At 35.4% G+C, this 16,204-nt stretch carries 11 protein-coding genes; 2 read left to right on the top strand and 9 right to left on the bottom strand.

The features are described 5' to 3' along the window. Window positions 1–74 precede the first annotated feature (74 nt). From L323_RS40545 to gpr, 5 genes are all read right to left on the bottom strand, one after another. Window positions 75–2,417 (bottom strand): hypothetical protein, encoded by a 2,343-nt coding sequence (locus tag L323_RS40545; protein ID WP_431602527.1) that lies wholly within the window; start codon window positions 2,415–2,417, stop codon window positions 75–77. A gap of 263 nt (window positions 2,418–2,680) precedes the next feature. Next, a complete protein-coding gene (locus tag L323_RS25535; RefSeq protein ID WP_020814481.1) occupies window positions 2,681–4,204 on the bottom strand; it encodes a WG repeat-containing protein in 1,524 nt (507 codons plus the stop codon). 362 nt (window positions 4,205–4,566) lie between these two features. Then, window positions 4,567–6,540 (bottom strand): NAD-dependent DNA ligase LigA, encoded by a 1,974-nt coding sequence (gene ligA / locus L323_RS25530; protein ID WP_020814479.1) that lies wholly within the window; start codon window positions 6,538–6,540, stop codon window positions 4,567–4,569. A gap of 69 nt (window positions 6,541–6,609) precedes the next feature. Continuing rightward, window positions 6,610–7,314, bottom strand: coding sequence for a M50 family metallopeptidase (locus L323_RS25525; RefSeq protein ID WP_020814478.1), 705 nt, complete (start codon window positions 7,312–7,314; stop codon window positions 6,610–6,612). Window positions 7,315–7,402: 88 nt separating this feature from the next. Further along, window positions 7,403–8,410: a GPR endopeptidase gene (gene gpr / locus L323_RS25520; protein WP_020814477.1), complete on the bottom strand. Its 1,008-nt coding sequence runs from the start codon at window positions 8,408–8,410 to the stop codon at window positions 7,403–7,405. Between the two features lie 253 nt (window positions 8,411–8,663). Here gpr and rpsT point away from each other — a divergent pair, with 253 nt between their 5' ends. After that, window positions 8,664–8,921 carry a 30S ribosomal protein S20 gene (gene rpsT / locus L323_RS25515; protein WP_004617529.1) on the top strand — a complete coding sequence of 86 codons (258 nt, stop codon included), beginning with the start codon at window positions 8,664–8,666 and terminating at the stop codon, window positions 8,919–8,921. 48 nt (window positions 8,922–8,969) lie between these two features. On the opposite strand, the gene hemW is transcribed toward rpsT, so the two are convergent. Beyond that, on the bottom strand, window positions 8,970–10,112 hold the full coding sequence (hemW, locus tag L323_RS25510) for a radical SAM family heme chaperone HemW (protein WP_020814476.1): 1,143 nt from the start codon (window positions 10,110–10,112) through the stop codon (window positions 8,970–8,972). Between the two features lie 104 nt (window positions 10,113–10,216). Here hemW and L323_RS25505 point away from each other — a divergent pair, with 104 nt between their 5' ends. Continuing rightward, window positions 10,217–11,581, top strand: coding sequence for an MATE family efflux transporter (locus L323_RS25505; RefSeq protein ID WP_020814475.1), 1,365 nt, complete (start codon window positions 10,217–10,219; stop codon window positions 11,579–11,581). An 86-nt stretch (window positions 11,582–11,667) separates the two neighbouring features. On the opposite strand, the gene L323_RS25500 is transcribed toward L323_RS25505, so the two are convergent. From L323_RS25500 to L323_RS25490, 3 genes are read right to left on the bottom strand one after another with little or no spacing between them, the layout of a single operon-like run. Beyond that, the gene (locus tag L323_RS25500) at window positions 11,668–13,305 is read right to left on the bottom strand and encodes a response regulator (protein WP_020814474.1); all 1,638 of its coding nucleotides are present in this window, start codon (window positions 13,303–13,305) and stop codon (window positions 11,668–11,670) included. Between the two features lie 4 nt (window positions 13,306–13,309). Beyond that, on the bottom strand, window positions 13,310–15,085 hold the full coding sequence (locus L323_RS25495; RefSeq protein WP_242835241.1) for a sensor histidine kinase: 1,776 nt from the start codon (window positions 15,083–15,085) through the stop codon (window positions 13,310–13,312). A gap of 2 nt (window positions 15,086–15,087) precedes the next feature. Continuing rightward, a complete protein-coding gene (locus tag L323_RS25490) occupies window positions 15,088–16,149 on the bottom strand; it encodes a substrate-binding domain-containing protein (RefSeq protein ID WP_020814472.1) in 1,062 nt (353 codons plus the stop codon). Between the last annotated feature and the right edge of the window lie 55 nt (window positions 16,150–16,204).

Below are 16,204 nucleotides of genomic sequence, written 5' to 3'. Positions count from 1 at the left end.
TATCCCCCTATTATAAGGCTGTTGTTTATTATCTAAACAATAAGTGACTTGCTTTAACAAAATTCACTGAATTCCTAAGTTTCAAGTTCATCACTCTTCTGAAGAATAACTAATGAGGTTGGGATTGTAACTTCCCACTGTTCACCGGTAAATACGCCTTCTGCCGTATCATTGGTCTGTGATTTTATTTCATCAATAATCGATACATAAAGATCATCATCAATAAGAGGCACAGTTCCTCCGTTCCAAAGCTTGCCAGTGTTGGTAAAGAAAGCCAGTGCATCCTCATAATTTGGGCGTACAGGGACAATCACCTTTGCTGCACCTGCATGCAGGAACTTCGTAAATTGTTGGTCGGAGCCTTCAGTGTCTTTAATTGCATCATCCCATCCTTCATTCCTTCCCCAGAAATATGGATAGAACACATACGACATTTGTTCCCACTCAAAAGCTTGCTCAAAGAATTGCACATTTTCACCAATTTTCTGAACACTGTTTAGTTTTATATTAATTTCTGAATCGGTTTCGTTGAACGCACTAAATTTGAATTCCTCTCCCCTCAGTAAGTGAATACACCACTTTTTCAATTCTTTCTTTTCAATTTCTCTATTTGTTGCCGGATTACTATAAACTGGTTGGGTATATTCCAATTCAGAGAGCTGTTTGCGATATTCTGCCATCTGAGCTTCATAAGCCTCCACTATGGCTGTGTATGTTTTAATCTGCCAGCTTTCATAAAGTTCGGGGGTTCTCTCACACTCGACTACGATATTTATTGCAACTCCGGCATAATCTCTCATCATTACGGCTACAGGTATATCACCTATATAACCGTCAAGGTTCATTATTTCGAATAGCTGGGGTTTATCTCTCCATACTTTTCCTATCACTACCTGAAAATCGCTGTTATTGCCCACACCACCTCCTCCGGCATATGCGCGCACAGCTTTGTATCCATCCGGCACTTTAAGTTTTTTGGTCACATTAGTTACTATAGCAGGATGTTCTGCAGGTATATCATAGGATTCTCCAATTGATACAAGCTTAACAGGTGGCGGTGTAACTCCCCTTACATTATATTGATGTATAAAGTTATTGAAATTGTCCTCAGTTATATCTCTATGTGTTATATTCAGTGCATCGGGCATTTTTACACCGTTTTTCATTTCAGTCTTTGATTTCTTATTTATAAAGTTGTAAAAAGCAGCCGGCTCAGGAATGATAAATTCATAAAGCATTCTCTTGCCAAAATTGAATATTTTTGCTTCGTAAACCTTGTCCACCCATCTATATATCCCAACCACATTATCAGCACCTGTTTTGTTATCGAAAGAATGGTTGTTTTTTTCTTCTATCTCGCTTATTGATGTACTTGTACGGGACTCTTTAACTCTTTCCGATATTTTGGAGACTGCGCGTGACACTATTTCTCTGGAGTAGTCCGAAGCTATTCTGTTTGTTTCTGATTGTGAACCGGAGTGTGATATATTTGTGTTTGCAGTGAGTTTGACAAATTGTCCGTAAGAAGCAGATACACTTAGGCCTGCACTAAAATCGTTATTTGAGGAAATTATGCTTTGGGATTCTCTTTGAAGACTGAACCTTTCACTGTTTTGCAGATCCTTTTCATCCTCTTTTGTTGTTTCGGTTTCTAGAAATGAGATATCTTCTGTCCTATCAAGCCGCCGGTGAACCCTCTCTCTAAGCTCTCCCTTTAGCACATTTTCAATATAGGCTATATCTCCCATTTTAGCCCCTTTATATGTCTGCTTGACAACTTTAAGGTCGCCTACGCCCAGTACTTTGAAATGTTCACTCAGGGAAGGATTTGAAGAGGTTTTATTCTTGAAAAAATTCTTTGGAATAACAACTGATGCATTTAAAATTGTATGTATATCTTCAATATTCTTTGTTTTGATATCATTGTTTGTTAAATAATCTATAAGGTTTATTACTCTTAGGGAGGTAATTACATTTTCATGAGCCTGAGGATCGTCATATGTCCAATAGGCAAACAAAAGCAGCTGCTTCCAAAGTATACTGTATATACTTTCGTTTGTTTCTTTATTTTCCTTCTTAACCAATGAATAAAGCTCCAATGAGCTTGCATACCCTTTTTTCATAAGAATAGCATCTATATCCTGTATGAGTTTTTCAATATCCTCATTTTTCTGTATATTAGATGCCAGACTATATATATAATGCATAATATCATAAAAAGAAGGTGGGATTTTAGTGGTGTATGAGCGGATTTTCCTTGCTGCGAGATATCTGTTTCTATAACTTGCTACAGAATGTGTCAGGTTGTCATCAATGTTAAGAGTATAATTTAGGTATTTCAAACCGTCCTTATAATTTATTACTTTTTGTGCAGGCCTGATGCCTACAAATCGGAAAATTTCACTTTCCAAATACATCGCCCCCTAAATAAAAATTTTAATTTAAGGTTTTAAAAAAACAAAAATAGAGTTCAATTGACATAATTATACAATCAGCCTTATACCGTGTCAATGGACCTAATGAATATTTTGGAATATTTTTTATTTTTTTGAATAATTATGTGCTAATGTAATTAGTTCCTTTAAATGGCAACAAGCCAGAGGTAATATTAATATTCTTTGCCCTTAAGTAGAGTAAGTAAGGGGTATTTTACCCCAAACTTCTCACGTTACTTGAAATATTAATCCAGTCTGTATATTAGCGCACCCTTCTTGCCATTCTTATCAAAGGTAAAAATCTCAAACTCTCTAGAGTCTGAATGGCAGGGAGTCATATTCCTATAACTTTGCTGTGTAATTGCTTTCCCGTCTAATCCAAATAGTTCTGATAAACCATTGGCTTCAGCGCAAATTACATTTTTTACAACTTCAATTCTTGTGAAGTTTGGTTTTAGAATAACTGTACCTTTTTTATCAAGTATGCCAAACTTTCCTTTTTCCTTTACTATATACAACTGATTTTCGTAACTATGTTCAATTGAATCGTATTTTAGATTCGTTAAGTACTTTCCATTTTTATCTATAATCCCGTACTTACCGCCTTTTAATACAACTGCAGTTCCAAACTCAAAATTCTCAATACCGTTTGCATCTTTCATTATTTCAAATTGTGCCGGAATAACCAGCTTATTTTTTATATTTATATAGCCTATTTTCCCTTTTATAACAACCGGAGCCAAACCGTAGCAAAACGACCCTGCTCCATCATACTGTGGTTTAATTATCTCTTTACCGTTTTTATTAATAAAACCGTATTTATTGCCTTTTTTTACTTTCATATATCCATCTTCTGATATAGTACCAGCAGCGTCAAATTGCTGCTTAGCCAATACAGTCATATTTTTATTTATTAGCCCCAATTTTTTACCTTGAGAAAAGAAAGTGATATCATTTTTTCCAAAGTCATAAATATAGTCATAAATAGGGTTAAGTACTATCCCATCCTTATTTGCAAGCCCCACTTTTTTATTCTTTACAAATGGAGCAAATCCGTCTCTATAATCATATGCTTCATCAAACTGAGGCTTAACAACCTCCTTTCCGGTTTCATCAATATACCCCCATTTATTGTTAAAATCCTTTACCTGAGCAATCCCACCCCGAAAGCTGACGAGAGTACCTATACCTTCTGCTTCATAGCCAATCTGTGCATATTTTGGGGCAAGTATCTCCTTACCTGTCTTATCAATAAGTCCCCATTTCCCTTTTACACATACAGGTGCAACACTATCAACAAAATTAAACACATCATCATATTTTAACGGAATGACTTCTTTTCCCGCAGTGTCAATGAAGCCCCATTTTCCATTAAACTCCACCCTTGCAAGTCCTTCAAAAAAGTTTCCGACACCATACATATCATATTTGATGTCAGTAATTTTCTTACCGTTCTCATCTATAAAACCAACTTTATCGTCTTTTATAACAATAATAAATCCATGAAAGTAATCCCATATATCATCATAAATTGCATCTGCTATAATAACCCCATCTTTATTGACAACTCCATATTTATCACCTTTTTGAAATTTTAAAAGTGGCAGTTTATTGTCATTTATATCATAATCTGAACTTGATAATGCCTTTAAATTGTCATACTTAGCTTGTATAATTGTTATTTTTGAATCCAAAGAAACTGCACCAACATTTGTGCATAGTAATAATGACAAAATTGCAGTTAAAAATATAAGACATGCTCTCTTCATAAATTACCTCTTTTCAAAAAATGAATGTAATATACATATATTAGAACATATTGGATTTAATAACAATTAGTTAGATATTACCATAGTACATCAGTAATTTCATGCTTTTTAGTTTTGATGGATATCCTTACTATCTTTGATACTCCTTTAATTTTTGTGCGAAACACAGGTAATCTCCATATAGTATTACTTACTGCTCCATGAATTGAGATTCAAAATCATTAAAATTATTCCCGCAGGCACACTAGTAAAAAAAATAGCATCTGTATATTCGACATTTTCCCCATAAGTATTTTTAACACAAAAAAGCAGGTACATATTTGTACCTGCCAATCACTAGCTTTATTGAATTATTTAATCTTCTACTCAGGCTTTATCCCGTTATTTAGCCAGTCAACGAACTGTGCTTCGGTTATAATACTTATGTTAAGTTCTTTTGCTTTTTTGTTTTTTGATGAATTAGACAAATTATCATTATTTATCAGGTAGTTGGTTTTAGAAGTAACTGATCCGGTTACTTTTCCGCCTTTTTCCTCAATGACATCCTTTAATTCATCCCTGTTTTTAAACTTCTCCACAGAACCTGTAATAACAAAGTTCATATTTTCAAAAATCTGTTCCGATTGAGATAGCTGAACCTCTTCAAGTTCAAGTTCTTTTAGAACATCATGAACTATAACCTTCTTCTTTTCATCGGCAAAAAATCTAATAAATGATTCCGCCATAATATCACCGATTCCGCCTATCTGAATCAATTCGGTAAAGTCAGCATTCTCAATTTTATTCCAATCGTATTTAAAATATTTGCATATAAGCTTGGCATTAGACAGACCTACATTGGGAATTCCAAGGCTGTACAAAAGCCTTACGGCAGTAGTTTTCCTAGCCTTATTTATTGACGCAACCAATTTATTAAAGGATTTTTCACCCAGGCCCTCCATCTCAATTATTTCATTCTTATAATTTTCTATATGAAATAAGTCGGCTAACTCTTTAATTAAGCCTTTTGCAATTAATTTCTCCAAAGTAGCTTCGGATAAACCTTCTATATTCATAGCATCTCTGCTGACGAAATGGGTAAATGACTTTATCTGCTTTGCAAGACACTCATTATTAACACAGTATAATGTCTTTACACCACTTTCCTGCTTAATTTCGGTTTTGCCCTTACAAACAGGACACTCTTCAGGTATTGGAGCCATACCACTTCTGGTGAGATTTTCAGAAATCTGGGGTATAATCATATTTGCCTTATATACACCTATGGTATCACCAATTCCAAGCTCCAGACCCTCCATAATGCTTAGATTATGGATGCTGGCCCTGCTTACGGTGGTTCCTTCCAGCTCAACCGGTTCAAAAATGGCAATGGGGTTTATCAACCCGGTTCTTGAAGCACTCCACTCAATGTCCAGAAGGGTAGTTTCTTTGATTTCGTCCCTCCATTTAAAAGCAATTGAATCTCTCGGAAATTTTGCTGTAGAACCTAATGACTCCCCGTAGGCAATGTTATCAAACGTAAGCACCAGCCCGTCTGACGGCAAATCGTTTTCTTCGATATTCTGTGAAAACCATTGAACCGTTTCTTCTATATCAGTACTTGTTACCTCTTTAAATTCCACTATATCAAAGCCCTGATTTTTCAACCAGTTCATTTGAGAAGCTCTGGAATTATCAAGCTCAACATTATCAGCTTTTACCAATGAAAATGCAAAGAAATACACATTTCTTTCAGATGTAACCTTGTTGTTCAACTGTCTTACAGACCCGCTGCACAGGTTCCTCGGATTCTTATATTTTGCATCAACATCTGCTATTTCATTATTTATTTTAATGAAGTCTGAATAGCGGATAATCGCCTCTCCACGTAAAATTAACGTATCCTTATATGCTATGGTAACCGGCAGGTTCATGAATACCTTTGCATTATTAGTTATAACCTCTCCCACTTCACCACTGCCTCTTGTAACCGCCTTTACCAAATGCCCGTCCTGATAAGTCAACACAATAGTAAGCCCGTCAAGTTTCCATGAAAGAATACCCTTTTGGCTGCCTATCCATTCCTTTAAAGTACCTACATCTTTCGTTTTATCAAGAGACAGCATAGGCTTTTCATGACGTTCTTTTGGCAGATTGCTCAGTAGTTCATATCCTACATGAATAGACGGACTGTTGGATAGAACAACACCTGTTTCTTTTTCAAGTTCCAATAATTCGTCATAAAGCTTGTCGTATTCTATATTGGGCATAATTTCAGTATTTTCCTGATAGTATGCTTTCGCAGCTCTGTTAAGTATCTCAATCTTATCTTTCATTAAACTAATTTTATCTGCCATATTTCCCTCCGAATAGTCATGTATAATTATTATTTATGTTAACATTTAAAAATCAGCCTATTTATATAATCAATATTTTTTTCGTGAAGGCTTGCTTTTACTTTTTAGAAAAACAGAATACACCGCAAAAATGGATATACCTACCCAAATCATACCCCAAACTATAGACGGAATATGAGTAAGTCTGGATAAGGAAACAGCATCAGTTACCGGCATACTGCCCATTCTGAAAAAGCCAAACTGATAATTAAGCTGCATTATCACGGTATCTACCAGGGTGTCATATATTGCATATGTAACACTTCCAATACCAATTATCTCAATTACCCATTGGTTAAGGGTGTCATTCTGAATCATATAAAGTATGAGTGCAAAAACAGCAAATATTACCGAGTAAAGCATTGTAAATGACGCAATACCGGAATACCTGAATGTAAATGCAAGAAATATAATGGCTATAACACCTATTATGTATTTTCTGAAACGGGTATTTTTAAGAACCAGTATCAGAATAGCAAAAAGAACACTTCCCAAATAACCTCCATTGGCGATAAGAAAGGCTGACCACCAGCTTTTGGGAAGTGACATGACATGTCCGCTTTCATTAAAATATATTTTAAGCTCGGTTATTCCGCTGCCGGTGGCAATAGCCATAAATGCATGCCCCAACTCATGGAGAAAAACAGTAAACAATTTTATTGGCTTAATCAAAAATGTATTCCATAATATCATAAGTGAACCGAATATTATCAAAAATCTTCCTGTCTGCTTCAAAATTACCTCCTAATGGGAAATGTCAATGTTAAACACCCAGATTAAATTATAACCTGTGAGGCAGCAAAAGGGAAGATATTCATATATATCAGTTAATGTATCTACCTACATCATCAAGTGTAATTCCCTGATGTAGAGCCATATTGAGCCCGTTTGCCACTACCTTTGAAACACGGCTGATAATATCATCTATTTCCTTAGGAGTAACAATAAGGTGCCCTACATAGGGATTTAAGGCCTCCTTGATAAGCTCATACTTCTGGTCACGGTCAATATCTTTCAAGGTGTTGTAAAACCCGGAATCCTTTGGTGATTCATTCATAAGGCTGTCAATAACAAGATCCATTGCATCATTTGTCAAAGTAGCCGCATCAACTACAGTCGGCACACCTATAGCAACCACAGGCATCCCCAAAGTCTGCTCACTTAGCTCCATTCTCTTGTTTCCAACTCCTCCTCCCGGTGCAATACCTGTATCTGCAATCTGAATGGTAGTGCTAACCCTTTCCATACTTCTTGCAGCAAGAGCATCTATTGCAATTAAGGCATCCGGTTTAAGCCTGTCAACGACACCTCTTACAATTTCACCAGTCTCAATCCCGGTTATTCCCAATACCCCCGGAGCAATTGCACAAACAGGACTAACCCCCTCATCAACATGTTCAGGTACATATTGAAGCAGATGCCTTGTTACCATCAGATTAGAAACAACCTTTGGCCCCAATGCATCAGGAGTAACGTTCCAGTTTCCCAACCCAATAACAAGGGTAGTAGAGCCTTCTTTCAGCTTCAGCATATCTCTTAATTCTCTTGCCATAGCATCAATAGTCTTTTTATTTACATCCTCGTTATTATCCTTTAGTTCGGGAATCTCAAGAGTTATATAGTTTCCCATAGGTTTTCCGATGGAAGCTTCCCCTGTACGTGAAGTAATACGTACTCTTGTAATCTTTACATCCTCGTCTCCGGCGTTTTCAATAACCACTCCCGGAGGTGTTTTGCCTTCTTGGGCCTGCTGCTTTGCTTCACTGCTGTTCATAAATATTTCATGTGCCTCAATGGCAAGGTCTGTATACCTGTTGGATAAATTAATCATAAATAATGTCCTTTCGTTATAAAACTTTTAAAATTCATTAATATTATTTCAAAATGTCGCATTTTTAGTATTAAATTTTAAATATTAATATAGTGTACTAATCAAATTTATCCAGTTTGTACTTGCAATTTGAAACCTTTCATGGTAAAATATCATCTGTTATGGGCAAGAAGCGGTTTGTAAAACCGATTAACATATTTTTGTAATTTTTGCTCACTTATTATGCTAAACCGGCTCGCAGGAGGTGAATACTGTGCCAAACATTAAATCTGCTATAAAGAGAGTTAAAGTAATTGAGACTAAGACTTTGAAGAACACTATCAGGAAGTCAGCACTCAAGACTACTGTTAAAAAATGTAAAGAAGCTATCGCTACTGGTGAAAATAAAACAGACGCTTACAAAGCAGCTACAAAGGCTTTAGATAAAGCCGCAGCAAAGAACTTAATGCATAAAAACACCGCTGCGAGAAAGAAATCCAGATTAGCAAAAGCCTTAAATGCAGCAAAATAATTAAAAAACAAAAACTCAGGTTTAACCCTGAGTTTTTATTTTTGCATTTTATACAAATTCTACAAACACCTGATTAGCCAAATCAAAACCAAGTCTTGTTAATTTAACGGAATCACCTGCTATTTCAATAAGTCCTTTATTCTCAAGCTTTTCAAAAGAATCAGTATACTTTGTAAATAAGTTCTGATTAAAACGCTGGAAGAATTCCTTTCCTGTTACCCCTTTTGTTAACCGTAATCCCAGAAACATGTACTCCGACATTTTATCAGTTAATTCAAGTGGAAATTTCTCATATACAGGTTTTTCCTCATGTTTCAGATAATCTATATATCCCTCTATGGAAACTTCGTTTGAAAATCTTATGTCTTTCAAACAGGAATGTGCCCCTGCGCCCAAGCCAAGGTAGTCCACACACTTCCAATATGTCAGATTGTGCTTACATTCATACCCCTCTTTTGCAAAATTGGATATTTCATACTGCTTTAATCCCTGTTCACTTAGGTAATTAACTGCATTATGATACATTTCCCTGTCAAGTTCGTCTTCTACCGGAACAAGAATGCCTTCTTCCTCCATACTGCCAAATTTGGTACCCTCTTCAATTTTAAGACTGTAAGCTGAAATATGGTTGATACCCAGAGAAATTAAATAAGCAAGGGTTTCTTTCCAGTCATAAAGGGTCTGTCCGGGAATTCCAAAAATAACATCCGCATTAATATTTTCAAAACCGGCATCTCTTGCATTTTTTACACTTTCGGAAAAATCCTTGTGGCTATGGCATCTTCCAAGGTATTTAAGAAGCTTGTCCTGATATGCCTGTAGTCCCATACTGATTCTATTTATACCTGAATTTTTATAAGACTTTAGCTTGTCTATGCTTAAAGTACCGGGGTTACTTTCTATACTTATTTCGCAGTTGTCAGATATTTTAAACTCAGTCCTGCATTTTTCCAATATATCAGAAATAAATCCATCATCAACAGCCGAAGGTGTTCCTCCACCTATAAATATCGTATGGATTAGATAATCTTTCATGTATTCTTTATATAGCTCGATTTCTTTTTTCATGGATTTAAAGTAATTCTCAGCGAGATTAATCTTTCCTGCATAGGAGTTAAAATCACAGTAATTACATTTCGAACTGCAAAAGGGCACATGGATATATAAACCTGCATTATCCCTATAAAGCAAAGCTTTCATCTCCCAAAAGTAAGGTTTTATTAACTTTACTTATGGTATCACATTATGATATTGTATACTAGTTATAAAATGATTCAAAATACGGAGTATTCAAAATGGAAAACAACATCATAACCAAGGATACTAAATCCTTCTACAAAATGGCCTTCGCTCTGGTTCTTCCTATGGCTATCCAAAACCTCATAAATGTAGGAATAACCTCAATAGATGTTCTTATGCTTGGAAAAGTAAGCGAAACTGTACTTTCTGCCGCTTCTCTGGCAGGTCAGGTTCAGTTTATAATGACGCTTATATATTTTGGGCTGACATCAGGTTCGGCAGTACTTACAGCTCAATACTGGGGTAAAGGCGATACCAAAAGTATTGAAAAAATCATGGGAATCTGTATGAGATTTTCTCTTTTGGTAGCATTATTTTTTACTGCAATCGTATTAATATTTCCTGCACAAGTAATGACAATTTTTACAAATGAAGCCCCGGTTATTGCAGAAGGCGTTAAATACCTTAAAATTATAGCATTATCATACATTTTTATGTCAATTACCATGATTTATCTGAACATTATGAGAAGTGTGGAACGTGTAATTATATCAACAGTTGTATACCTCGCTTCACTTATTGTAAACTTAATTATTGCATCATCTCTTATTTTCGGTCTTTTTGGTTTACCTAAAATGGGAATAGTTGGTGCAGCAATCGCAACTCTGGCTGCACGGGGAGTTGAATTGTTAATTGTAATCATCTATCACTTAAAGGTTAATAAGCTGATTAAATTCAAGCCATCAGATTTATTTGTACACGATAAATTATTATTTAAGGATTTCTTGACTTATTCAATACCAGTTACATTAAATGAGCTTATGTGGGGTGCAGGTGTCGCTACCAACGCAATTGTAATAGGACATCTGGGGAGTTCGGTAGTCTCGGCAAATTCCGTAGCTCAGATTGCCAGACAGCTTGCCACAGTCATAGCATTTGGTCTAGCAAATGCAACAGCCATAACTGTCGGTAAGGCAATCGGAGAAAATAATTATGAAGGTGCAAAAAATTATGCAAACCGTTTTATAAAGTTAAGTATACTTGCAGGTATAGCAGGAGGGGTTCTTATACTCATTGCAAGGCCTTTTCTTATGTCAACACTTAACCTTACTCCTATAACACGGGGACATTTATCTGTTATGATGTTCGTCATGTCCTATTTCGTGGTGGCACAAGCCTACAATACTACCCTTATAGTTGGTGTTTTCCGTGGCGGAGGAGACACAAAGTTTGGCCTGTTCCTTGACGTATCCACCATGTGGGGCGGCTTAATCCTATTTGGTGCATTGGCAGCTTTCGTTTTTAAATGGAGTGTACCAATTGTATACATAATATTGATGAGCGATGAAATTATTAAAGTTCCTCTGGTTTTATGGAGATACAAAAGCCTTAATTGGCTTAGAAATGTGACAAGGGATTAGCCAAAAATAATAATAAATTGTCGAAAAAGCACAGTATCTACAACATATATGTGAAGGATATTGTGCTTTTCTTTTTTCAGGTATTTCTATTCAAGTATGTTCAGCTTTTCTCTATAGTCGGTAGGATTTATTCCCACAATTTTCTTGAAAGCCGTACTAAAATAATATGCATCACGGTAACCAACCCTGTCTGCAATTTCATAAATTTTAAGGTCTGTACTTTTAAGCAGATTTTTTGCACTTTGAATTCTCAGGTTGGTAAGATAATCTATAAAATTCTGTCCGATATGATCGTTGAATAGTACACTAAGGTAGCCGGAACTTATCCCAAAATCCTTTGAAATACTTGTGAGAGTTATGTTTTCACTATAATTTCTATCCACATAATCCTTTACTTTTGAAAGAAGCTTTTCATTTCTGTTGCTTCTTTTTTGATTAATATATTCATTAACTTTTAGAAAGAAGCTAAGCAGCCATTCTTCAAGTTGTACCAGATTATTTATTTCCTTTACATCAAAATGAAGGTTGAAATCCTCGCCCATTATTTCAAAAATATCATAGCCCAACTCATTTATTGTCTTGCAGGATAAAAGCACTATATTATAAATAATGGTATTTATGGCATCCAACTCAAGTTTGGAACTCTTAATCTGTGTAATAATGTCAACAATATCATTTTTTATTTCAGGAAACGCACCTATTTTAAGGTCATCATACAGCTTTGTATCTCCAAGAATGTGAAGTTGTTTACTGTAAACCTTATTACCAAAATTGAGATCATTAAAAATATAAACAATTTCTCTTCCGTAAACACGGTCAAGTAAAGCCGCCGAACATGCTTCCCTGTAAGAAATATGCACATCTGTAAGATTTTTATATTTATTCCCTATACCAATAGTGATGCAAAATCCCAGTTCCTGTCTTCCTAATTTAATTAAGTCTTCAAATGCAGGAATAAATTTGTCAATATCCTCATAAACGGCAATTACAAGCTGATCTATTTTATAATTTATAACAGAGTAAACAAGCTTGTCTTCATAGGTATCGGATGAGTCTGTTCCTAAGGATGAAAGAAACTTGGTAACAAGGTTATAAAAGGACAGGTTTACTATATACTTCTGCTCCTCATCCTCTTCTAGGATAAGCTCGATAAAGTTATTAATATTTATTACCGCAATAAAATAATCCCGATCCTTTAATTTTGAAAGCTCAAGGTAATTCAAGTCATTCTCTATATCACCAATATAGCTGTTGCTTAATAAATCATTGAAAAGTTTTTCACGTAAGGCTTTCTTATTTTCTCTTAACTGCCTTCTCAGGTTTTCAACTTCTACGCGCTCGTTCCTCTCCCTTATAATTTCCTCTAAAATTTTTTTTACAATTTCTAAAAGATCCTTGGATTTAAAGGGTTTAAGGATATAATCATTGACATTGAGCTTTACCGACTCCTTTGCATACTCAAACTCTGCATACGCAGTAATAATTATACACTTGATACCCCGATTAAGACTTTTTATCTCTCTGATAAGCTCAATGCCGTTCATTTCAGGCATTTGTATGTCAGTAATTACTATGTCAATGTTATTTTTTCTGACAATATCAAGGGCCTCCATACCGTTGCTTGCTTGAAAAACCTCAACAAATCCGTGTTCTTTCCAATTTGTATTGTATATTATTTTATTCCTTATCATTTCTTCATCTTCAACTACTAAAAGCCTGAACATACCCTCACCTACCTATCTGCGGAATATTTACCACTACTTTTGTACCTACAGATACCTTGCTTTGGTATTTTAAGCCGTACTCACTTCCAAAATTCAATTTTATGCGTTCATTTACATTTCTAATACCAAAATACATGTTCTGATCCTCAACCTCTTCTTCCCCCGCCATTATTCGGTTAAGTTGCTGAGTTTTTTCTTCGCCTATCCCTTCACCGTTATCTGAAATTTCAAATATAATCTGGTCATCTTTTATATAGCCGTTTATAACTATGAGACCTTTTTTATCCAGATTTCTTATACCATGATATATAGAGTTCTCAACAAGCGGCTGTAATATTAACTTAACAGTTTTAAAATTGTAAATCTCATCATCTATCTCAAACAAATAATCAAATTTATAGGAAAATCTGAATTGCTGTATCATCAGATAACTTCTAATGTGGTCAATTTCTTCCCTTATAAAAACGACTTCCCTTCCGTGGCTAAGACTTGTTCTAAAGAACTTGCCAAGGGAGTCAACTATATCTATAGCATCGTCATTCCTATTCTGTTCAAGAAGTCCGATAATAGAATCAAGAGTGTTGTAAACAAAATGCGGTTTAATAAGTTCCTGCATTGCCTTCATTTCCATAACTCTTATTTTCTGTTGATCGTCTTTAATCTTATCCATAAGCTCTCTTATCTGATTCATCATTTTATTAAAACTGCTTGCCAGCTGCCCTATTTCATCTCTGGTCCTTATATCCGCATAAATAGACAGATCATTTTCAGAAGCTTGTTTCATGATGCTTCTCAGCTTCCTCATCGGATTTGTCAGGACGGAAGTAAGATATATGGTAAGGAGTAAAATTATAATGATTATTAAGGTTATAATCCAGAAAAACACCTTTCTCAGCATGGTAACCTCACTGGTCATCTCAGCTTTCGGAGAAACTCCTATAATTTTCCACCCAGTAATGGCTGAAGTCTTATAGGTAATGATGTAATTAGTGTTATTTATACTGTCTATAAGGCTTCCATCTTTGCTGTCCATTAGCTTAGGATTTTGAGTAATAGTATTTGAAAATCCATTCTTGTCAGAGCTCTGAGGGGTAAATACCACCTTTCCATCCTTTTCAAAGAAAACAAAACCTGTTTCCCCAAGCTTTATATCACTACAGATTTTTTTCAGGAAATTAACATCTATGTCAATAGCCATTATACCTGTATCTCCTTTTACATTCCGGTTTACGGCCTGACCTATAGAAAAAACCTTTTTGTTTAGAATATTTAAGTGTGGTGGCTGTATGGCTACAACGTCACTTTTTTTATTAATCAATTCTTGATGCAAAGGCTCTTTGGAAATATCTACCCAATATCTTCCATAGCAACTAATAGTACTTCCAGAGGACGAAACAAATCTTATGTCAATTAAATCTGTTTTCATTTGTTTAAGAATATCAAAGGTTTCCCAAATCCTTACTGTATATTTTCTGTTTCCTTCTATATCTCCTGCTTCATTCAATTTTGAATACTGTTGAAAGTAATAATTGCTTCTTAACCGCATAATATTTTCGATATCACTGATATAAGTTTCCAGATTTTTGTCTACTCGTTCTATAACCTGTTCCGAATAGCTTGATATATTTTTGTGGAGGTTTTGCAAATAAAGATGGTATGAAATAAGTCCAAATATAAGAATAGGAATAAGACCCAGCGCTAGAAAACAAATGGTCATTTTGGATCTTATACTGTAAATACTGAACTTTCTGAACAAACCGAAAAAAAAGTTGTCCTTCATAACTATTTTATCTCCCATCTTTGTTTTCCCTGAAGGAGTTTAGCGAAGTTATTCTTATTACCCAGTTCAAGACCTGTATCTATAAAGCTTGAAGGAATTTTTTCACCCTTAATTGCTTTATACAAGTTTTTTATACTCAACTCGCCCATCTTATTAAAATTCTGTCCAACCAAAGAGTCCGCCAAACCCTTTTCAGCGGCTTCAAGTACCGGGTAATAGGTATCTACAAGAATTGAAATTCCTCCGTCCTTACACCATGCATGAAAACCTGGAAGTGATTCAGGCGGTGAAACAAAGGGCCAACCCCCCGTACTAAAAAATACGTCTGGAGTATCACCTGTCTTAATATGATTTTCAAGCATATCTCCAGCAATATTTACGTCATCATTGCAGTACAGTGTGCCTGTTATATTAAGTTGGATACCTCCCGCACGAGCTGTTTCAAGAAAGCCATTTAGTCGCTTGTTCAGATTATTGCTTTCTTTATCTGCCGTCATTATTAAAAGGTCTAGTGCCTGCTTGTCCTTTCCCTTTGCCTTAACTTCTTTTATCAGAGCCTTTCCACATGCTACACCCGCAGCATAATTGTCGGTTCCACAGTAGAAAAGCCTGTTACTGCCTGGAGAATCCGAATCAAATGTTGCAACCTTTATACCCGCCTCGACAGCTTTGTCAATAACAGGCTTTATTTTAATGGGATCGATACAACTAATAACAATTCCGTCTACTTTGCGTCGGATAAGGCTCTCCACTATAGCAATCTGTACATTTGTATCTGACTGCATAGGCCCCAGCCATTCTACTTTAACCCCAAGTTCCCTTCCAACGCGCTCACCCTGTTCAAGTGCATCAAGAAAAACCGGATTATCAAGAGATTTTGGAACCATAGCTATTGTAATATCCTTTTTTTCAGAAACCTTAGAATTTTCTTCATAAGATGTGCTTGGCTTAGCTTCTTCTCCTTTTTTGTCATAGGTTGAACCGCCGCACCCTGGTAAAGCTATAAATAACGCCAATACCAAGTAAACGAGTTTGATTTTATTGAAAAATCTCTTTTTATCCATTTTCAATTAAAACTCCTTAATTGTATTAGTATTTGCCCCCATTTGAATTATATCA

This window comes from Ruminiclostridium papyrosolvens C7 (assembly GCF_000421965.1).
Classification (GTDB): Bacteria; Bacillota; Clostridia; order Acetivibrionales; family DSM-1351; genus Ruminiclostridium; species Ruminiclostridium papyrosolvens_A.
This window is presented reverse-complemented; position numbering and strand designations above follow the sequence as displayed.